Raw genomic sequence first — 19,010 nt, 5'->3', positions numbered from 1 at the left:
AGGTTTGAGGCCGGGATGGAACGGAAGAAGGTGTTTTTCGTCCTGCATTACCTCGCGGGAGGAGGGACAGAGAGGGTCGTCGTCCGGATCCTGCACTCGCTCGACCGGGCCAGATTCCACCCCTTCCTCGTAGTCTTCCAGAAAAAGGGGGTTTTTCTTTCCGAGCTGCCGCAGGACGTCCAGGTTTTCGATCTGGACCGTTACGGATCCGGCGGCAGGTTCGTGTGGATCTATCGATTCGCAAAACTGATCCGGAAAGAAAATCCCGACATGTTGTTCAGTTTTCTGTGGTTTGTCAATCTGGTTGCGATCGTGGCCCGTTTTCTCTCCCGCGTTCGGTGTCGGCTGGTTGTTTCCGAGAGGGTATCGATCGATGGAGCGCGCGAAGGATACCTCGAGGATATGCTGCGGCGTGCGGGTATCTTTCTCCTGTATTCGTCCGCCGACAGGATCGTGCCGAACAGCGTATGGATGGGGAAGCAGTTGGTCGACCGTTTTGGCATTCCCCCCCGAAAGGTCGTGGCCATCCCCAATCCCGTGGATATCGACAGGATCGAGGCGCGGGCCCGGGAGGCGAAACCGGTGATTGCGGAAGAAAGCACCATGCCTCTTGTCATCGGGATGGGAAGACTCACCCCTCAGAAAGGGTTCGATCTGTTGATCCGTTCTATGACGTTCTCACGTTTTCCGTTCAGACTGGTGCTGATCGGTGAAGGGGAGGACCAAGACAGGTTACAGGCACTTTCCCTGAAACTTGGCGTGACGGATCGCGTCGTGTTCACAGGGTTTCAGACCAATCCCTATCCCTCTCTCGCCAGGGCCGCAGTGTTCGCGCTGTCTTCCCGCTTCGAGGGGTTTCCCAATGCGCTGGTGGAAGCGATGACGCTGGGAATTCCCTGCGTTTCCACGCGCTGCCCGACCGGTCCGGAAGAGATCATCACCGACGGGGTGGACGGTTTGCTGGTCCCGGTGGAGGATTCACGGGCACTGGCAGGCGCCATCGATAGACTGCTGAGTGATGAAAAGCTCCGGAAAAAGATCGGTCTCGCGGGGAGGGAACGTGTCCGGGAGTTCGACGTTCCAAGGATCATGCGCCGGTTCGAATCCCTCATCGAAGAGGCGATAACCTGATGTGCGGGATTTACGGGAAGGTACGGTTCGATGGGCGCCATGCCGACGTGTTGGAGGCGGAGCAGGCGTGCACCGCGTTGCGCCACCGGGGGCCGGACGATCATGGGGTCTATCAAAAAGGGGGGACATGTCTTGGGCACGCCCGTCTGAGCATCATTGATCTCTCGCCGCTCGGGCACCAGCCGATGACCAATGAAGATGGATCCCTCTGGATCGTCTTCAACGGGGAGATCTACAACTTCATGGAACTGAGGCTGGGGTTGGAGGCAAAGGGCCATCGCTTCCGCTCGCGCACGGATACCGAGGTGGTCCTGCATCTGTACGAGGAACTCGGGGCCGGTTGCGTGGATCGTCTCCGGGGGATGTTCGCCTTCGCGATCTGGGACGAAAAAACCCGGGGCCTTTTCCTGGCACGGGATCGCGTGGGAAAAAAACCTCTCTACTATAGCCACCGGAACGAGTTCCTGTCGTTCTCTTCCGAGGTCCGTCCCCTCGCAGCCGACCCGGAGATTCCAACGGACGTGGATCCTGTGGCGATCCACCACTACCTCACCTTCCAGAGCGTTCCCAACCCGTTTTCGGCTTTCCGTGCCATCCGGAAGCTTCCGCCTGCGCACTGGATGATGGTTCGGGACGGCAACGTGGAAATCCGGCGGTACTGGCAGCTGTCCTATACCCCAAAATTCCCCTCGCGTTCCCCGGAACAAAGGGCGGATCTGGAGGACCGTCTGGTCGAAAAGATCCGCGATGCCGTTCGAGTGCGTCTTGTCAGCGACGTTCCTCTCGGAGCCCTCCTTTCCGGCGGCGTGGACTCCAGCGGTGTCGTGGCCTTGATGTCCATCGCATCGGGCGAAGATCCGGTCCGTACCTTTTCCGTCGGTTTCGAGGAGAAGGAATACGACGAACTGGGGTACGCAAGAGCGGTTTCCGAAAGGTACCGGACGGATCACAAGGAATTCATCCTCAGGCCGAACATGACGGACGTTCTCCCGGTGCTCGTGGAACATTTCGGGGAACCTTTTGCCGACCCGGCGGCCCTTCCTTTGTATTTCATCACCAGGATAGCCCGGGAATATGTGAAGGTCGCACTTTGCGGAGACGGCGGGGATGAGAGCTTCGCAGGGTATCACCGCCACAAACTCAACCTGCTTCTCCGCGGAGCCGATCGGCTGCCTTCCCGGGTAACGGGAAGGATCGCCAGCTGGCTTCCCGCTCCGGGGACCTCCAGCTCGAAAAGTCCCCTGTGGGTCGCGAAACGTCTGTTTCAGACGCTCTCCCTCCCTCCCGCCATACGGAACCTCCGTTTCTTCGGGCATTTCGACAGGGAGACGAAGGAACTTCTCTACACCCGGGCGTTTGCGGAAAGGGTTGCGGATGCGGACACGGAAGAACTGGTCCTCGAACGGTTTCGCGAGACGGATGCGGACAACCTCCTCGACACCATCTTGTATTCAGACATCCATACCTACCTGGCCGACACACTCCTTCCCAAGGTGGACATCACGTCCATGGCAAACTCGCTGGAAATGAGGTCTCCTCTTCTCGACCATGAGATGATGGAATTTGCCGCGAGGCTGCCTGCCGACATGAAGATCCGGCGACTGGAAACGAAGCATATATTGAAGAAGGTGTTCGGGCGGTTCCTCCCCCCGGGGATGCTCCAACGGCCCAAAATGGGGTTTGGAGTTCCGCTGGACCGCTGGTTCCGCGGCGAATTGAAGCAAAAGGCGTATGACCTGATACTGTCGGAACGGGCGATCGAACGTGGGTATTTCCGGGAGGGGCAGCTTCGCAGAATCCTCGACGAGCACGTTCAGGGGAAATGGAATTGGCAATACCAGATCTACAACCTTCTGATGCTGGAACTCTGGCATCGAAGGTTCACAGACCGATGACCCTCCGGGTGTGCGTCGTATCCCCCCTGTATCATCCCAACCTCGGAGGATTGGGCCGCCAGGCTCAGTTATTGACGGAACGGTTGCGAAAAGCGGGAGTAGAACTTTTCGTCATCGCGAGGAAGATGGAGGTGGACGACGGGGTCTCATTTTCGCCGGACGTGGAGGTAATTCGCGTTCCGTCCCTTTTTCCACAGTGGCACATCCTGGAAGAGATCAGCTTGAAGAATGTCCTGATCTCCCTTGTCTTTTCCCTGGGTTGCCTGCGTACGCTGGTCCGACGCCGGAAACGGTACGACATCGTCCACTTTCATGGGGCGAGCCTCCCATTGATTATGGCTCTTCCCTTCCTGATATGGATGGAGAAAAAGGTGGTGGCGAAGGTCGCCGCAGCCAACCTGGGAACCGAGGCGGGTTCTCTTTCCGGGAGATACTGGTTCCTCGGGACCCTTCTTGCACGACTGCTGCGCCGGGCAGATGCATTCGTTTCCATCAGCGAAGAGATTCGGCAAGGGTTGAGAGCGGATGGCGTCGCACCGGAGCGCATCCATCGGATCGACAATTTCATCGACACCTCCATCTTCTACCCTCCGGGACCTGGCGACAAGGATCACCTCAAGGAAGCCCTTGGATATCGGGGGAAATTGCTGGTCCTCTATTCCGGACGGCTGGTGCCGAGAAAGGGGGTGGAGTATCTATTGAAGGCATGGAAAGGACTCACCACGGAACATCCGGATGCACGCCTCCTGCTTCTGGGGGATGGTCCCCTTCAAGGATCTCTCACGGAAATGGCGGAAGATCTCGGGATCACGGATACCGTCCGCTTTGCCGGAAGGGTGGGGGATGTCCCGCGATACCTGCGTGCCGCGGACCTGTTTGTCCTTCCATCGGTGCAGGAAGGGATGCCCAACTCGATGCTTGAAGCCATGGCCTGCAGATTGCCCGCGGTGGCGACCCGGATCGGGGGTGTGGTCGATGTGGTTGGAGAACAAGGATACGCATGGCTGGTCGAACCGGGGAGGTGGGAGAGCCTCCGGGAAGGGATGGACAAGATGCTCACGGAAAAAGATCTGCGGGATCGGCTATCCGTCACGGCGCTCGATACGATCCGAGAGAAATATAGCCTTGAATCGAGGGTGAGCAGGTATCTTCGCCTGTACCAAAATTGCTTGGTTCAAGCCGACCCGGGCCCTGCTTCACAAAGAAGGCCTTGATTGATGACAGCCTGAAGACGGGGAAAGGCCGATGGATCAGAAGAAGATCTGGGACTATTTCCAACGGGAAGGCATCGAGATATTTTCCGGGTCCGAATACCGACTGGAGTTTCTGTTCCGCAAAGCAAGCCGCCTTGCCCTCAGAAGAAGGATCCGTGTCCTGAATATCGGGGTCGGCAACGGCTGGCTTGAGGAAAGGTGCAGCCGCCAGGGATGGGAAACCTGTTCCCTGGACCCGAGCGAGGTGGCAATCGAACGGGTGATCGCCAAAGGGATCGACGGGCGGATCGGGCTCCTGGAAGCCAATCCATTCCCGGATAACGATTTCGAGGTCGTGTTTTGCTCGGAGGTAATCGAACACTTATCCGAGGAAAAGGCGCCAACGGGAATATCTGAGATCAGGAGGGTTCTGCGAAAGGGCGGTTCCCTGGTCGGGACCGTTCCCTACCGGGAAGTCCTGTTCGAAGGCCTGGTCGTATGTCCGGGTTGCGGAGCGAAGCATCATCGGTACGGGCATCGCCAGTCGTTCGACAAACCGAAGATGGAAGCCCTTCTTCAGGATGCGGGGTTTCGAAACATCCGGCTGAACACTCACGTATTTCCGGACCATAAAGGGATCCTGTTCAACCGGTTGAAGTGCTCCCTGCATTATCTGCTCGGAAGGATCGGATCGCCGCTTGCCGCTCCCTTCCTGGTTTTCATTGCCCAGAAATAGCGTCCCCCTGCTGGAACCATCGATTCCCGTCACCTGGTCTTGCTTTTCGTAAAGACGAACTCGTTGCACCCGGATAGCCTCGTGACCATATGGTTCAGAACATATCCCTTTCGTTTATAGAATTCGAAAATCTCCTCAGGTTTGGCCACTTCGAAAGGATACCCCCCGACCCAGTCCACCACGTCGCTCCAGGGGGACATGCCCCGGTTGGCGTTGCTGTAGTTTCTCCACGTCCGGAAGGGAGTTCCGCGAAGGAGGTCGAGCAGCATGACAGGAAACCACATGTAGAGGAAGGACGGCCATAGGATCAGGAAACGGAAACGCTTCGGTAGGCGGTTGTAGGCTTGCTTGACTGTTTTCCAGCGAGCACTGGGGGGGCCTTGGTCGTTGTAGATGGCTATATATAGACGCCCCCGGTCCGATACGAGCGCGTGAACGTACTCCATCGCTCTCCACAGGTCTCCCGTGTGATGCAAGACTCCCCAGGAATAGACGATATCGAATGTGCCAAGGTGGCGGACGTAGAGGATGTCCAGGATGTTCCCCTCCTCCGTTACCCACCGGGGGTCGCCCGGAAAATATCGACGCTTCAGTTCCTTCGTGCACGCAACGGATTGGGGGTCCAGGTCCAGGGAATGGACTTCGGCGCCCAAGCGTCGGGCGGCAAGACTGATCAACCCGCTTCCGGAGCCGATATCGAGGAAGGAGATCCCTTCGAGGGATTGCACCTCCAATGCGTTCTTCAAGGAGGTTTCTGCTTGTGCCAGCCGTTCCTCGCTGAACCATCGGAGGAATTTGCGCCAGTTCTCTCCGAATTCGAAACGGGGACCGTTTCGAATTTCTTCGGTTGGTTCCTTCAACCGCGCGTCCTTGAAAGACTCCTGCGGCTAAAAGGAGGAGGATAGACCGTGCTCTCGATCGCGGAGCGGAACGTTGCCATGGTAAGACCTTTTCCCCGTCACGTTGATATGAAGCAATGAAAATTCCCTTGTTTCCTGGTTCAATTCAATATCGACAAATCCATTCTCCCGATACCATTGATAAACTTCCGGCCAGGTATGCTTGTGTTGAAATTTCGGGGTGTACCAGTCGAAGGTGTCCAGCCATCTCCATCGCGGATTCGGGTGCCGGCTCATCGGGAAAACGAAACGGAAGCCCAGTCCGAGCAAGGGGATCTCATAGAGGTAATAAAGCGGAACGGAAAGGGCCGTAAGGTAGTACAGGAGCCTGTAAGGAACCTTGGTCGTGATTCGTCTCCAGATATCGCTGAAATAGGAGTAGTGGCCGTAGGCGTAGACGAACACGGCGAATTCCCCCCCCGTTTTCAGCAAGGGAATCACACTTTCGAAGGCCTTTCTGGTGTCGGGGGTATGGTGGAGGACGCCGATGGAATACATCGCCTCAAAACGGGACGCCGCGAACGGGAGATGAAACAGGTCCGCTTGAACAATGTGCACGTTTTCCCTGCCACCGATGTTCTCAAATGCTGTGTCCACCGCGAAGCTCAAATCGATTCCGATGACCTCGCCGCCCCAGCGGGAAACGACCTCCGCGAACCGCCCGGCGCCGACTCCGATGTCGAGGACCAGTTTCCCTTGTAAATCATCTGGCCTCCATCCGGTTTTGCCCAGGAACGTCTTTTCGGACTCGTCGGTGGCATTGAGAATGTCGATCTGGACGTCGTGAAACTTCCTCCATTCGAAGCTGAAGGTGTCCACATATCGGTCCATTTCCACGAAGCGGGGGACTCCCCTCCGGATGGGAAATGTCGCATGGCACGTTGGGCAGGAGAGGCTCCCCTCGCTGATCTCTTCGTTTTCCTCGGAGTCGACCAGGATGTCCAGTCCGTGTTTGCATTGCGGGCAAACGAGGAGGGATACCAGACGACGTTTCATCCGAGTGCTCCGGGAAAACCATAACCCTTGAAACGAGCAATAGGATGTATGAATGCGTTCGCCATCGAGGGATGATCGGATCGTCGGGACAAACCGATTACGGGGTTCCTTTCTCTCCGGAGTTCTCCTTGTGTTTCAGCAGTGCCAGTTCCTGCGCCATCTTCTTGTTCATCTGGTGGAGTTTGGAGATCGTGATCGAGAAGTGGATCAGGATGAGCAGGATGAACAGCATACCGATGAGAAACAGGAAGGAAGGGGGATAGAATATTCCCGCCGCGTTCGAGGCCCATTCCAGCCAATCCCTTCGCAGCGAGAAAATCAGCAGGACCACGCCGCCTGTCAGCCACAGGATGGAGTATTCCTCCCGGAGTTTTCGCCTGCGGACCATCTCCAGGATATAGAGGAGAAGGAGAACGGACGCGAAAACGGAGAGAACGGTGATCCGGCTCAATCGACCCTCCACGCGCGGCGGATGCGCGATGCGAAAATCCTGTTTTGCATAGGATACACCGATCGAACGGGAATCCCGGAGGGTTTTCCTCCGGACCGCGCATGGGGTCGGGCTGGACCTTCGATCTCCGGAATTCGAGGGGGCGGCCGGGGAAAGGATTTCCGGGAATCGCGTGGTTTTTGGCGGTATACTGTGCCTCTGCAACGACAACCATTCAGGAGGAGCACCATGGCGAAAGAGACCCTCAGGGAGATGTTGAACGACGCCATCGCGCGGGAGATCCAGGTCTCCGTCCAGTACATGTGGCAGCATGTCCAGGCGGTGGGGATCGCCGGCGAGGTGGCCAGGCCGATCTTCAAGCAGATCGCGATCACCGAGATGAAGCATGCCGAGGAGATCGCCGAGCGGCTGAACATGCTGGGCGGGATCCCGACCACCAAGCCGACCACCATCACCATCGGTGAGACCACGAAGAAGATGCTCTCCCTGAACGTGGCCGCCGAAAAGGACGCCATCCAGCTCTACCGGAAGATCATCGCCCTCGCCGCGAAGGAGGAGGACTACGTCACGAAACGGATGTTCGAGAAGATCCTCTCCGACGAGGAAGGGCACCTGAACGACTTCGAGGGGATGCTGGAAGGGATGTAATCTCCCCCGGGGGGATCGGCCCGGTTACTCGAACTTTCGAATCCGGGTGATGAGAAACGAGAGGGTCACCTTGATCATGTAATACAGGGCCCGGAACGTGGTGATCGAGGATTTCCCCTCTCCCCGCGCGTACATCCGTACCGGGACCTCGACGGCTTTTGCCTTCAGCCGGTGCATCAGGATGAAGGTGTCCACCTCCGGGTAGTCGGAAGGGTAGTTCTTCGAGAAGAACTCGATCAGGCGGAGGTTCACGGCGGAAAACCCGGAGGTCGGGTCGGTGACCCTGTATCCGGTCAGCAGGTTGACGAGCCAGCGGAAGTGCTGGATGCCCAGGATCCGAGGGATGGATCCCTGGTATCCCGAATCCCCGAGGAACCGCGAGCCGATCGCGGCGTCGGCACGTCCCTCGAGGAGCGGTTCGAGAACCCGGGGGATGTCCTCGATCTCGTGCTGACCGTCCGCATCGATGCGGACGACGATATCGTACCCCCGGTCCCGGGCGTACAGGAACGCCGTCTGCACCGCCCCCCCGATCCCGAGGTTGCAGGGGAGGTCCAGCACGATCGCCCCGGCTGCTCTGGCCACGGCGGATGTCCCGTCCTGCGAGCCGTCGTTTACCACCAGGACGTCGTAGGGGTATCTCGCGCGGAGGGCGGAGACGACCTGCCCGATCGACCGCTCCTCCTGGTAGGCCGGGATCGCGACGAGCACGCGCGGGGAGTTCCCGCCCTGCGGCATCCCCCGGCCGGGCCCCTCCGCTGTAGTCAAGGATTCCTCCCTCTTCCCGAGATGTTGCAGGCATCCGGGAACTGCTTTGCCGCGCACCTCTCCCGGGCTCACGGGGAGGAGGACTCTACGAACCATCCGGTATACTGTATGCTTTTCTACGCGAAACCCGGGAAAGATGGTAGCATATCAAATTTGAGTGTGTGTGGAACGGGGGGCCGATGCACCGCTGCGGGATGAGCCGAAGGCAGTTCCTGAAGTCCGCCGGCACGGCGGCCGGAGCCCTGGCTGTCGGCGGGGCGGGAGCTGACTGGATCCGCTCCGGGTTGTCGCGGGCCGAGTTCCCGCCTCTGTTTCGTGAAGCCTGGGCTGCGGAGGAGGGCGTCCGGGTGGCGCTGGCGTCGGGTCGCGACCCCGCGGACAACGTCCGAAGGGCGCTGGCCTCCCTCGGCGGGATCGGGGCGTTCGTCTCCCGGGGAGACGTGGTCGTCCTCAAGCCGAACATCGGGTGGGACCGGACCCCGGAGCAGGCGGCCAATACGGACCCGGGCGTGGTCGTCGCCCTCGCCGAACTCTGCCTGTCGGCCGGAGCGAAGGAGGTGCGCGTGTTCGACCGCACCTGCAACGAACCGCGGCGCTGCTACGCAAGCAGCGGAATCCAGCGGGCGCTCGAGGAATTCGGAAAGCGGAACCATGCCGGCGACTCCCTGCGCGTCTACCACGTGGAGGACCGGAAATTCGTGCGCACCGAGATCCCGCAGGCCCTCGAACTCCGGGAATGGGACCTGTACCGGGACGCCCTGGAAGCCGACAAGATCCTCAACGTCCCGGTGGCCAAGCACCACACCCTGGCGACCATCACCCTGGGGCTGAAGAACATGATGGGGGTGATGGGCGGTAACCGGGGCCGGATCCACTTCCGGCTGTCCGAGTGCCTTGTGGACTTGAACCGGAGGCTGCCCACACAGCTGACGGTGATCGACGGGACCCGGGTGCTGGTCCGCAACGGCCCCTCGGGAGGGAACCTGGAGGACGTGAAGAGCGTGGGCAAGATCATCGCGTCGGGCGATGTGGTCGCCGCGGATGCTGTTGCGGCGCAGAGCATTTTCGGCCTCGGGGCCCGCGAGGTGGACCACATCCGGAAGGCCGGTGAGGCGGGCCTGGGCGTGATGAACCCCTCCGGAATCCGCATCGTGGAGGCATAGGGGAAGATGCGGCCGAAGCGGAACCCCGGGGTCGTCTGGAGGCTGGAAGAGGGGATGCGGGAACTGGCGCGGGACCGGGCGAGCAAGGGAGAAGCGTACGAGGACCTGGGAGTCCTCACCCTCATGGACGGGGGAACGCTGCACCAGCTGAATCTCGTCGGCGCGGAGATCTGGACGCGGATCAACAGTGTGAACACCCTGGAAAAAATCGCAGGGGAGGTGGCCGCGCTGTTCGACGCCGATCCGGAGACCATGGAGGAGGACGTGGAGGAGTTCCTGCGCGACCTCGGGGAAAAGGGATGGGTCATTCTCGAGACGCCGGGAGAGCCCCGGGGCCCGCGATGGAAGCCTTCTTGAGAAGACTGTCCATCCTGCTGGTCCTGCTTGCGCTGGTGCCCGGCTGTTCCGGAAGGCCCGATAAGGCGGCCCCGCCCCCGGCGAAAAAGGCGGAGCGTATCTCTCTCCGCATAGGGCTCATCCCCGAGTAGTACATCTTCAAGTCCGGTGTACCCGTGCGCCAGGTAGGCGGAACAGGCAAAGAGCGAAGGGGGAGCCTATCCTTTTGCGACGGCTACCGTGTCGGTCCTTCGGAATATCGTATTTTCAACGGTGGAGGGATATACACCATCCGGGCAGGTTGGCGGGCAACAAGGTGCCAACGGATCTGATCGATAGAGCAAAATCGGCGAGCATTCTCCCTTTCTGCACGACATGCATCCCCTAGGAGGGAGGCTTTCTCCATGCGTCAAAGGTTATGTTCCGCCGGCGACGGGAAAAGGAAATTCGTCGGCTCGGATTCGGGGACGCCGGGTTCCGGGATATAATGCGAAAACTATTCATTTAAGACCGGGGGAATCGTTGGAATTTTCCTTGCCGACGCATGTGCGCTGGGACGTCGACTTTAACGGCCGGCTCGGGCGGCCGAAGCGGATCGCGCGGCAGATCCGGGAGATCGCGCCGGAGTTCGTGGAACTGCGGGTCGAGGGCGACCGGGGGATCTCGGAGCTCTCGGCCGTGTTCACCGAGATCCACAAGTGCCACCCGAAGATCGAGGCGACGGTGGGGCTTACCGCCAAGGCCACCGCAGCCGCCCGCTGGGGGTATCCCATAACCTTCCTCTGGGCCTTCGAGGGGAGCAAGAGGTTTTCCCACTGCATCCCCAAGGAAGCGCGAGCGGTATCGTTTACGCCGGAAGAGGAGACCATACTCCTGCTGCCGGAGGTTCTCGAGGATTTCGCGAAAAGCAAAGCCGTGGAACTGCACCTTCCCAACGTCAATGCCGTCCGCGCCCTCGCAGCAAAGGGGCACATCCCGATTCCCCGTCCCCAGCAGATCCGCGAGGTCTCGGAGAGAATCTCGGCCTCCCGCCCGTCCATGAAGGGGAAGCGTCTCGTCGTGCACGATTTCTTCCTTTGCCGCATGCTGCGGGACCTTTTCCCCAAGGAGGCGGGAAACCGGGTCGACTTTTCCGGCTGCCAGGCGGCCTCGCGGCTTGTCTACGTGGACTGGGACGGCAACGTCTATCCCTGCGACTCCCTCCCCATCCGTCTGGGGAACCTCCTCGAGACCCCCTTCGAGAAGATCTGGCGCTCCCCGGCGCGGCAGCGGATCGTCGAGGCGATCCGCGAGGTCTCCGTCGACAGCGAGTCGTGCACTGCGTCCATCGGTTCCTTCGGGGGCTGCCGGGGCCTGTCCCATCTCGCGTCCGGGTCGTTCGACTCCCCCGCCCCCTTGCGTGACGAGAAGAAGAAGGGGGAAAGCCCGAGGCGGATCCAGGAGGGACAGGGGTAGGCCCCGGGGGAAGAGCCGGCGGCCCGGGCCCGGCGTTCCGTGGTTGTCTCCCGACACTCGCATGTGATCTAATCGGCTCCGTAGCCGTGCGATTTCCCACACTATCCATAAAGAGGAGAACAAACGTGAAGCGATCTGTGTTCCGGGCTGTCGGACTGCTTGCCGCCGTTGCCGTGTTCGGCATGCTCGGCTGCTCCAGGACGGAAGGAAGGAACAAAACCGTGGCCCAGGTGAACGGCGATGCGATCCAGGTGGGCGAGCTCCGGGAGTTCCTCGGGGTGCGCGGGGGGATGACCCCGGCTGTGGGGGTCCCGGCGGGAAAAAAGAAGGAGGCCCTGGACCGGCTGATCGCCGAACGCCTCCTCGAGCAGGAAGCGCGGGCGGCCGGCCTGGACAACACGGACGAGTTCCGGGACATCGTCAAATCGAGCGAGAAGAGCGCCTTGATCACGGCGCTCTTCCGGAAGGATTTCGCTTCGAGGGCGAAGGCCTCGAAGGAGGAGATCCAGGCCGAGGCGAAAAAGATGATGGCGGCCGACAATACCCTCTCGAAGGAGCGGGTGGATGTCCGCGCGGGGCGCGCGGTTTCCGACCGGCAGGCCCGGAAGGTGGAGGAGGACCTCATCGCGGCAGCCAACAAGGAATTCCCCCCCAGGATCGTCCAGGAGACCGTGGACCGGATCACCAAGGGGGAGAAGGTGCCGGACACCGCGGTCCTGGCGACCGCAGGCACGGACAACGTGACGTACGGGGACGTCAAGATCGTCCTGCAGACCATGGGAGGGGGGATGCACGGCGGGCAGGACATCGCCCGCAACCCCATGGTGGTCGTCCGTCTGGTGAACCGGGAGACCACGGGGAAGGCGCTGGCCGCATATGCGAAAAAGCAGGGGGTCGAGGGGTCCGAGTGGCACAAGACCGCCCGGCGGGACATCGACCGGTCGATCCTCATCGAGCTCCTGGCGGCGCGGATCGTGAAGGATGAGGCCACGGTCACGGACAAGGAGATCCAGGCCGCCTACAACGAGCACTCGGAGATGTTCGTCCGCGACGGCAAGAAGGTCCCCCTGAAGACGGTCAAGGAGCAGCTCCGCGGCTTTCTCCAGAACGAGAAAAGCAAGGCCGCGATAACCGCCTACATCGAGGAGCTGAAGAAAAAGGCGAAGATCACGGTGAACGAGAAGGTGCTCGGGGAGGTCTAGCCGGTTCCGATGAGGCGCTGGATCCGAAAGGTTCTCCCCTCCGCTGCGGGGATCTTTTCCCTCGCGTGCGGCGTGGTTCTGGCCCTGCTGGCGGGAGCGGCGGTGGTCCGGGAAAGCCCGGCCTCTCTCCCCGGCCCGCCTGTAGCTTCCGGGGAAACGGGCGGACTTCTGGGCACGGGGGCTCTTGCCCCGGCGTTTCGCCTGCCGGCCGCGGTGGGGGAGGAATTCTCCTACGGCGGGGAAGGGAGCCGGAACCCTCTCCTGCTGATGTTTTTTTCCGTCTTCTGCGACCCGTGCCGGGCCGTGCTGCCGGTCGTGCAGAGAATCCGGGAGAGGTACGGGGGACGGGGGCTGGAAGTGGCCTGCGTGTCGCTCGACGGGCAGCCTCTCGGCAAAACGGTCGCGGGGTCCGTGAAGCAGGAAGGGTACACGTTCCGGGTCCTGCTCGACGAGGTGGACGAAACCCAGGGGTTCCGGGTCGCGGACTCCTACCGGGTGACGGAGATCCCCACCCTCTACATCCTCGACGGGGAGGGCAGGATCGTTTTTAGCCGGGCGGGCAGGGTCCGGGAGGAGGAACTCGACAAGGTCCTCCAGACCGTCCTCCGAAAGTGAAGGGACCGGCTGTGGCGGGACCTCCCCGGTTTCTTCTTTTCGATCCCACGGGCGAAGGCTGGCCGACCGTCACGCTTCCGCAGGTTGCCTTCGCCGGCCGGTCCAACGTGGGAAAATCCTCTCTCCTGAACGCGCTCGTGGGGCACTCCCGCCTCGCGAGGACAGGGAAGACCCCGGGGAGGACCCGGGGGATCGCCTTCTTCGAGATCGAGGGACGCTTCGCCTTCGCCGACCTTCCCGGCTACGGCTATGCCCGCGTGTCCCGCGGGGAGCGGGAGAGCTGGAAGACGCTGATGGAGGGCTACTTCTCCTCCTGCCGTCTGCTGAAGAAGGTCTACATCCTGGTGGATATCCGAAGGGGGCCGGAGGAAGAAGAGGAGATGCTCGCGGAATTCCTCCGCTCGCACGGTGTCCCGTACAAGTGGGTGGGGATGAAGGCCGACAAGGTGAAGCCGCGGGAGGCCGCCCACCTGGTGCCGCGATTTGCGGGGGAGGAGTGGCTTGCACGGGGAGGGCCGCCGGTGCTCGTCTCGGCGAAGACCCGGGCGGGGATCGACCTGCTGTGGAGAGATATCCGGTCCGTGTTTTCCACTTGATTTTCCCGACCGGAAAGGATATCCTCTCCAAGTTTTAAACCGGCTAAATGTCCTTCCGGGAAGGCCAATTCATCTCGACAGCCTGCCGTTGCGACAGCGGGCTCGGAGGGTACATCTTGTTTCCCATCGTGGAAAGCAAAGAGATCGCCAAAAACGTGACCCTCCAGAGAATCCAGGCCCCCCGGCTGGCGAGGAAGCGCAAGGCGGGCCAGTTTCTCGTGATCCGGAAAGACGAAAACGGCGAGCGGATCCCCCTGACCATCGTGGATTCCGACCCTTCCGCGGGAACGGTCACCATCATCTACCAGGTCGTCGGGAAATCCACGGCGGAACTCTCCGCCGCGAAGGCGGGCGACACCATCCTCGATGTCGTCGGGCCGCTGGGACTTCCCACCCACATCGAGAATTTCGGCACCGTCGTGGGGATCGGCGGCGGGATCGGAACCGCCCCCCTCCTCCCCATCGCCACGGCGATCAAGCAGGCGGGAAACCGGCTGATCTCGATCGTGGGGGCCAGGACGAAGGAGCTGCTCATCCTCGAGGAGGAGATGAAGGCGATCAGCGATACCTGCATCATCACCACGGACGACGGATCGTACGCGAAGAAGGGGTTCGTGACCACCGCGCTGCAGGAGCTGATCGACGCGGGGGAGAAGATCGACCTCTGCATCGCGATCGGGCCGGTTCCCATGATGCGGGCGGTCTCCGAGGTGACGCGTCCCCCGCGGATCAGGACGGTGGTCAGCCTCAACCCGATCATGGTCGACGCGACCGGGATGTGCGGGGCCTGCCGGGTCACCGTGGGCGGCACGACGAAGTTCGTCTGCGTGGACGGCCCGGAGTTCGACGGGCACGAGGTGGACTACAAGGAGCTGACCATGAGAAACCGCGCCTACCTCCGCGAGGAGAAGGAGGCGATGGACCGGTACGAGCACAAGGACGGCAAGTGCATGGGCGGGAAGGACGCGGCGAAGACCCTCCCCGCACCGGGAGCTGAGAAAGTGACCACGGGAGGCGCTAACTGATGGCCGACGCGAAGCCGAAACCCCGTCCCAAGCCTTTCAGCATCCCGCGGCAGCCGATGCCGGAGCAGCCGCCGGAGGTCCGGAGGAAGAACTTCCGGGAGGTCCCGTACGGACTCACCCCGGACCTGGCGATCCTCGAGGCGACCCGCTGCATCCAGTGCAAGAACCCGGCCTGCGTGAAGGGGTGCCCGGTGGACATCAAGATCCCCGAGTTCATCGACCTCGTCCGTCAGGGGAAGTTCATCGAAGCGGCCCGGAAAATCAAGGAGGACAACACCCTTCCCGCGGTCTGCGGCCGCGTCTGCCCCCAGGAGGACCAGTGCGAGATGCCCTGCGTCATCGGGAAGAAGGGGGAGCCGGTGGCGATCGGCCGCCTGGAACGGTTCGTCGCCGACTTCGAGCGGGTCACGGGGAACGTGGTGGTCCCGAAGGTCGCCCCTCCGACCGGGAAGCGGGTGGCCGTCGTGGGGTCCGGCCCCGCCGGCCTGACGGTGGCGGGAGACCTCGTGCAGATCGGGCACGACGTCACCATCTTCGAGGCGCTGCACAAGCCGGGCGGGGTGCTGATGTACGGCATCCCCGAGTTCCGCCTGCCGAAGGATATCGTGCAGTCCGAGGTGGACTACATCGTCTCGCTCGGCGCCAAGCTCGAGTGCAACGTGGTCGTGGGAAAGACGGTCACGATCGACGAGCTGCTTGCCGAGGAGGGGTTCGACACCGTTTTCATCGGGACAGGGGCGGGGCTTCCCTATTTCATGAACATCCCGGGGGAGAACCTGATCGGGATCTACTCGGCGAACGAATACCTCACCCGCGCGAACCTGATGAAGGCCTACCTCTTCCCGGAGGTCGACACGCCGGTGTTCCGGGGGCGCCACGTGGCAGTGGTGGGAGGCGGGAACGTCGCGATGGACGCCGCACGGACCGCCATGCGGATGGGTGCGGAGAAGGTCTACCTGGTCTACCGCCGCTCCAAGAAGGAGATGCCGGCCCGGATCGAGGAGATCCACCACGCCGAAGAGGAGGGGATCGAGTTCCACCTCCTCACGAATCCGATCTGCTTCCACGGGAACGAGGAGGCCTGGGTGACCGAGATCGAATGCCAGAAGATGGAACTGGGGGAGCCCGACGCCTCCGGCCGCCGCCGCCCGGTGCCGGTCAAGGGCTCGGAGTTCCGCCTGGCGGTCGATACCGTGATCATGTCGATCGGGAACGGCGCGAACCCGCTCGTCCCGTCGACCACACCCGGGCTCGACACGAACAAGTGGGGAAACATCCTCGCCGACCAGGAGACCGGGAAGACCAGCAAGAAGGGGGTCTTCGCCGGCGGCGACATCGTGATCGGCGCCGCGACCGTGATCCTCGCGATGGGGGCGGGCCGCAAGGCGGCCGCCGCCATGCACGAGTACCTCAAGACCGGCGCCTGGTGACCCCGGGAAAGGGCCGTTCCTTACGAAGTAACGCCGCATCGGTGCGCCCCTTCATGAGGGCGCACGGCGCTGGCTCCGCCGCCTCGAAGGGGGGCTTCGCTTCGCCCGCCCTTCACCCGCGGATCAATCCTTTGATCTCCGCTCATCCCCCCTCCTTCGGCTGGCTCCGCCCGGTATGCGCCTCGTCCCGAGGGCGCGGGAACTGCGCCACCCGACGCCGGGGACCCGCAGCGATGCGGGGGGAGTCCACGAGGCGGCGGGGACATTCCTGGTTTCCTCGGGATGCGGGAGAGGAGTGTCCCCACCACAGGGTGCCGGCTCCGGCGAGCGGAACGGCAGCGAGCGGGCGAAGATCGCGAGCGTAGCCGAGGGGATTCCCTCCGCGAGCGAGGGTTCCCGATGACGGTCGCCCCGGGTTAGCGGAGCATCTCGAGGAAGGCCTGGATCCGGATCCGGGTCCTGCCGTCGAGCGGCCCGGGCTCGTCCCCCTCGAGGGTGAGGACCGGCAGCCCGATCTCCTCCCGCAGCAGGATGTCCTCGATCTGCCGGAAGCAGAACGACTGGACGTAGTGGACGATCCCCCGGACTTTTCGCAGCGCGGTCTCCTCCCGGATGTCCGCCAGGCGGTCGAAGAACGAGTAGGGGTAGGTGTAGCGGAGGTACTGGTCGGTCAGATCCTCCGACCGGTACGGCATGGCGAACTGCCGGGAGACCTCGTTCAGCACGACCCGCGCCCCCGCCTCCTCGAAGGCGGAGTGCAGCCCCGACGTGATGGGGGGAACGCCCACGAAGGCGATCGGGAGCAGGTCGTGCCGGGGCGGGCGTAAGCGGGCCGACTCGAGGAACTCCGCGGCGCGCCTTCCGTAGGCCTCCGGGTCCCCTTCGAAGTCGGAGCAGCCGACCAGCCAGAGGTGGTTCTCCTCCCCGCTCACCTTGCGCTCTTCCCAGGTGGTCCGGTCGATCTCGTGGACGACCCGGCGGACGCCGTCGAGCCTCGTCTTCCAACGCTCCGCATCCGGAAGGGTCGTGCCGTACCGGTCGGCCATCTTCCGGATCTCGAGGGAAAGGGCGCTCGGGTCCCGGTCGTACGGGAAGGCGAAGGGGGTGACCCGGACGCCCCGGTACTGCAGCACCTCCATGAGCGCCTGGGTGAAGCTGCAATCCCCGCGGGTGACCGCGACGACGTCGCGGAGCCCCTGGCGGCGCGCCACGCCGTAGATCCCCTTGATCCATCCGCAGCAGTTCCTGGGAAAGCCGTCGGCCTCCGCGGCGCGAACGTATGCGGCGGGATCCGGGTCGGCGATGAACCGGTTGTTCAGATCCACCGGGGTGCGGCCGCCGGCGTAGAGGACTTCGACGGGGATGGTGGTGGTGAAGCCGACCGGCCGGATGTCAGTCTCCCTGGATGAAGAGGAAGTAGATCAGGACGACACCGACCAGGAGGGTCCCCACGGAGAACACCAGGATGTTCGTGTCCATCATGGTGCGCCCCTCCGACAGGCCGGAATAGCGTGCCACGGCAAGGACGGCACCGACCCCGAACATGGAGAGGAGGACGAGCTTCCACCGCATGAGCACCGCGACGACAAAAAGAACCGCGCAGCCGAACAGGACCTTCGGGTCGGTGACCAGCTCCGTGACCCGGGCGTCCACCAGAAAGTCGAAGATTTCCTTCACGGATCCTCCCGTTCCGTCCCTTTGTTGACAAGGATACAATAGCGTCTTATGGTGAAAAATTCAAAGGGGGGCGGGAGAACGGATGGATCGGCCGATCGGCGTGTTCGACTCCGGGGTTGGGGGACTGACGGTTCTCCGGGAGCTGGTCCGCACGTTGCCCGGGGAGCGGTATGTGTACCTCGGCGACACGGCGAGGGTGCCCTACGGCGCGAAATCGGCCGAGACGGTGACGCGGTATTCCATCGAGATCGCGAATTGCCTGATCACCCGGTTCGACATCAAGATGCTCGTGGTGGCCTGCAACACCGCCTCCTCCCTCTCCCTGCCCGTGCTCCGGAAGATCTACAAGATCCCGGTGGTGGGGATGGTGGACCCGTGCGTCCGGAAGGCGGCCTCCCTTCCGAGGAACGGGTGCGTCGGGGTCATCGGGACCGCCGGGACGATCCGCTCGGGGGCGTACGAGCAGGCGCTTCATGCCGCCCTCCCGTCCGCCCGTGTCGTCTGCAGGCCCTGTCCCCTCCTCGTGTCGCTGGCGGAGGAGGGATGGGGGAGCCACCCGGTCGCCCGCGCGGTGGTTGCGGAATATCTGGGCCCCTTCCGGGAGGAGCCGCCGGACGCGCTGATCCTCGGCTGCACCCACTACCCGGTCCTCAAGGACACGATCCGGCAGTTCCTGGGGGAGGGGGTGGTCCTGATCGATTCCGGGGAAGAGGCGGCCCACGTGGTGGATATCCTCCTGTCGGAGGGGGATGCGCGAAGGGAAGCAGGAAGAGGGGAGCTCTCCTTCCTGGTCA

Annotated in this window: 20 protein-coding genes; 14 read left to right on the top strand and 6 right to left on the bottom strand. The window is 62.4% G+C overall.

The annotated features are described in order from the left end of the window. Window positions 1-15 precede the first annotated feature (15 nt). From A2X88_04070 to A2X88_04055, 4 genes are all read left to right on the top strand, one after another. The gene (locus tag A2X88_04070) at window positions 16-1,131 is read left to right on the top strand and encodes a hypothetical protein (GenBank protein OGP35077.1); all 1,116 of its coding nucleotides are present in this window, start codon (window positions 16-18) and stop codon (window positions 1,129-1,131) included. After that, window positions 1,131-3,026 carry an asparagine synthase (glutamine-hydrolyzing) gene (locus A2X88_04065; protein OGP35076.1) on the top strand — a complete coding sequence of 632 codons (1,896 nt, stop codon included), beginning with the start codon at window positions 1,131-1,133 and terminating at the stop codon, window positions 3,024-3,026. Before A2X88_04070 ends, A2X88_04065 begins: the two co-directional genes overlap by 1 nt. A gap of 125 nt (window positions 3,027-3,151) precedes the next feature. After that, a complete protein-coding gene (locus tag A2X88_04060) occupies window positions 3,152-4,240 on the top strand; it encodes a hypothetical protein (protein ID OGP35075.1) in 1,089 nt (362 codons plus the stop codon). 31 nt (window positions 4,241-4,271) lie between these two features. Next, on the top strand, window positions 4,272-4,955 hold the full coding sequence (locus A2X88_04055) for a hypothetical protein (protein ID OGP35074.1): 684 nt from the start codon (window positions 4,272-4,274) through the stop codon (window positions 4,953-4,955). A 29-nt stretch (window positions 4,956-4,984) separates the two neighbouring features. Here A2X88_04055 and A2X88_04050 read toward each other — a convergent pair whose 3' ends face one another. The 3 genes from A2X88_04050 to A2X88_04040 all read right to left on the bottom strand — a co-directional run bounded on the left by A2X88_04050 (window position 4,985) and on the right by A2X88_04040 (window position 7,238). Next, window positions 4,985-5,815, bottom strand: coding sequence for a hypothetical protein (locus A2X88_04050; protein ID OGP35073.1), 831 nt, complete (start codon window positions 5,813-5,815; stop codon window positions 4,985-4,987). A gap of 27 nt (window positions 5,816-5,842) precedes the next feature. Beyond that, the gene (locus A2X88_04045) at window positions 5,843-6,850 is read right to left on the bottom strand and encodes a hypothetical protein (GenBank protein ID OGP35072.1); all 1,008 of its coding nucleotides are present in this window, start codon (window positions 6,848-6,850) and stop codon (window positions 5,843-5,845) included. 97 nt (window positions 6,851-6,947) lie between these two features. After that, a complete protein-coding gene (locus A2X88_04040; GenBank protein OGP35163.1) occupies window positions 6,948-7,238 on the bottom strand; it encodes a hypothetical protein in 291 nt (96 codons plus the stop codon). A gap of 291 nt (window positions 7,239-7,529) precedes the next feature. Between A2X88_04040 and A2X88_04035 the strand changes: the two genes are divergently transcribed. Continuing rightward, entirely contained in the window at window positions 7,530-7,949 is a 420-nt protein-coding gene (locus A2X88_04035) for a ferritin (protein ID OGP35071.1), read from the top strand. A 24-nt stretch (window positions 7,950-7,973) separates the two neighbouring features. Here A2X88_04035 and A2X88_04030 read toward each other — a convergent pair whose 3' ends face one another. Continuing rightward, window positions 7,974-8,687, bottom strand: coding sequence for a hypothetical protein (locus tag A2X88_04030; protein OGP35070.1), 714 nt, complete (start codon window positions 8,685-8,687; stop codon window positions 7,974-7,976). 302 nt (window positions 8,688-8,989) lie between these two features. On the opposite strand from A2X88_04030, the gene A2X88_04025 reads away from it, so the two are divergent. The 8 genes from A2X88_04025 (at window position 8,990) to A2X88_03990 (ending at window position 16,539) form a co-directional block, all read left to right on the top strand. Further along, the gene (locus A2X88_04025; GenBank protein ID OGP35162.1) at window positions 8,990-9,880 is read left to right on the top strand and encodes a hypothetical protein; all 891 of its coding nucleotides are present in this window, start codon (window positions 8,990-8,992) and stop codon (window positions 9,878-9,880) included. A 6-nt stretch (window positions 9,881-9,886) separates the two neighbouring features. Then, window positions 9,887-10,237: a hypothetical protein gene (locus A2X88_04020; protein ID OGP35069.1), complete on the top strand. Its 351-nt coding sequence runs from the start codon at window positions 9,887-9,889 to the stop codon at window positions 10,235-10,237. Window positions 10,238-10,762: 525 nt separating this feature from the next. Further along, entirely contained in the window at window positions 10,763-11,671 is a 909-nt protein-coding gene (locus tag A2X88_04015) for a hypothetical protein (GenBank protein ID OGP35068.1), read from the top strand. A 137-nt stretch (window positions 11,672-11,808) separates the two neighbouring features. Beyond that, window positions 11,809-12,873, top strand: coding sequence for a hypothetical protein (locus tag A2X88_04010; GenBank protein ID OGP35067.1), 1,065 nt, complete (start codon window positions 11,809-11,811; stop codon window positions 12,871-12,873). A 9-nt stretch (window positions 12,874-12,882) separates the two neighbouring features. Continuing rightward, on the top strand, window positions 12,883-13,488 hold the full coding sequence (locus A2X88_04005; protein ID OGP35066.1) for a hypothetical protein: 606 nt from the start codon (window positions 12,883-12,885) through the stop codon (window positions 13,486-13,488). Between the two features lie 11 nt (window positions 13,489-13,499). Beyond that, a complete protein-coding gene (locus A2X88_04000) occupies window positions 13,500-14,084 on the top strand; it encodes a ribosome biogenesis GTP-binding protein YsxC (protein ID OGP35161.1) in 585 nt (194 codons plus the stop codon). A 47-nt stretch (window positions 14,085-14,131) separates the two neighbouring features. Beyond that, window positions 14,132-15,109: a ferredoxin-NADP reductase gene (locus A2X88_03995; protein OGP35065.1), complete on the top strand. Its 978-nt coding sequence runs from the start codon at window positions 14,132-14,134 to the stop codon at window positions 15,107-15,109. Continuing rightward, window positions 15,109-16,539 (top strand): glutamate synthase (NADPH), homotetrameric, encoded by a 1,431-nt coding sequence (locus A2X88_03990; GenBank protein OGP35064.1) that lies wholly within the window; start codon window positions 15,109-15,111, stop codon window positions 16,537-16,539. The genes A2X88_03995 and A2X88_03990 overlap by 1 nt, the downstream gene beginning before the upstream one ends. A gap of 416 nt (window positions 16,540-16,955) precedes the next feature. Here A2X88_03990 and A2X88_03985 read toward each other — a convergent pair whose 3' ends face one another. Both A2X88_03985 and A2X88_03980 read right to left on the bottom strand, forming a co-directional pair. Then, entirely contained in the window at window positions 16,956-17,930 is a 975-nt protein-coding gene (locus tag A2X88_03985) for a 2-hydroxyglutaryl-CoA dehydratase (GenBank protein ID OGP35063.1), read from the bottom strand. A gap of 1 nt (window position 17,931) precedes the next feature. Continuing rightward, window positions 17,932-18,216 (bottom strand): hypothetical protein, encoded by a 285-nt coding sequence (locus tag A2X88_03980; protein ID OGP35062.1) that lies wholly within the window; start codon window positions 18,214-18,216, stop codon window positions 17,932-17,934. A gap of 82 nt (window positions 18,217-18,298) precedes the next feature. Between A2X88_03980 and A2X88_03975 the strand changes: the two genes are divergently transcribed. Continuing rightward, window positions 18,299-19,010 (top strand): glutamate racemase (locus tag A2X88_03975; protein OGP35061.1); only part of this gene is annotated, 712 nt, incomplete at its 3' end.

This window comes from Deltaproteobacteria bacterium GWC2_65_14 (assembly GCA_001797615.1).
GTDB lineage: Bacteria > Desulfobacterota > Deferrimicrobia > Deferrimicrobiales > Deferrimicrobiaceae > GWC2-65-14.
This window is presented reverse-complemented; position numbering and strand designations above follow the sequence as displayed.

Coding starts and splice junctions, on each gene's coding strand:
- A2X88_04070 (OGP35077.1), top strand. CDS start 16: ATGGAACGGAAGAAGGTGTTTTTCGTCCTGCATTACCTCGCGGGAGGA.
- A2X88_04065 (OGP35076.1), top strand. CDS start 1,131: ATGTGCGGGATTTACGGGAAGGTACGGTTCGATGGGCGCCATGCCGAC.
- A2X88_04060 (OGP35075.1), top strand. CDS start 3,152: ATGGAGGTGGACGACGGGGTCTCATTTTCGCCGGACGTGGAGGTAATT.
- A2X88_04055 (OGP35074.1), top strand. CDS start 4,272: ATGGATCAGAAGAAGATCTGGGACTATTTCCAACGGGAAGGCATCGAG.
- A2X88_04045 (OGP35072.1), bottom strand. CDS start 6,850: ATGAAACGTCGTCTGGTATCCCTCCTCGTTTGCCCGCAATGCAAACAC.
- A2X88_04040 (OGP35163.1), bottom strand. CDS start 7,238: ATGGTCCGCAGGCGAAAACTCCGGGAGGAATACTCCATCCTGTGGCTG.
- A2X88_04035 (OGP35071.1), top strand. CDS start 7,530: ATGGCGAAAGAGACCCTCAGGGAGATGTTGAACGACGCCATCGCGCGG.
- A2X88_04030 (OGP35070.1), bottom strand. CDS start 8,687: ATGCCGCAGGGCGGGAACTCCCCGCGCGTGCTCGTCGCGATCCCGGCC.
- A2X88_04020 (OGP35069.1), top strand. CDS start 9,887: ATGCGGCCGAAGCGGAACCCCGGGGTCGTCTGGAGGCTGGAAGAGGGG.
- A2X88_04005 (OGP35066.1), top strand. CDS start 12,883: ATGAGGCGCTGGATCCGAAAGGTTCTCCCCTCCGCTGCGGGGATCTTT.
- A2X88_03995 (OGP35065.1), top strand. CDS start 14,132: ATGTCCTTCCGGGAAGGCCAATTCATCTCGACAGCCTGCCGTTGCGAC.
- A2X88_03990 (OGP35064.1), top strand. CDS start 15,109: ATGGCCGACGCGAAGCCGAAACCCCGTCCCAAGCCTTTCAGCATCCCG.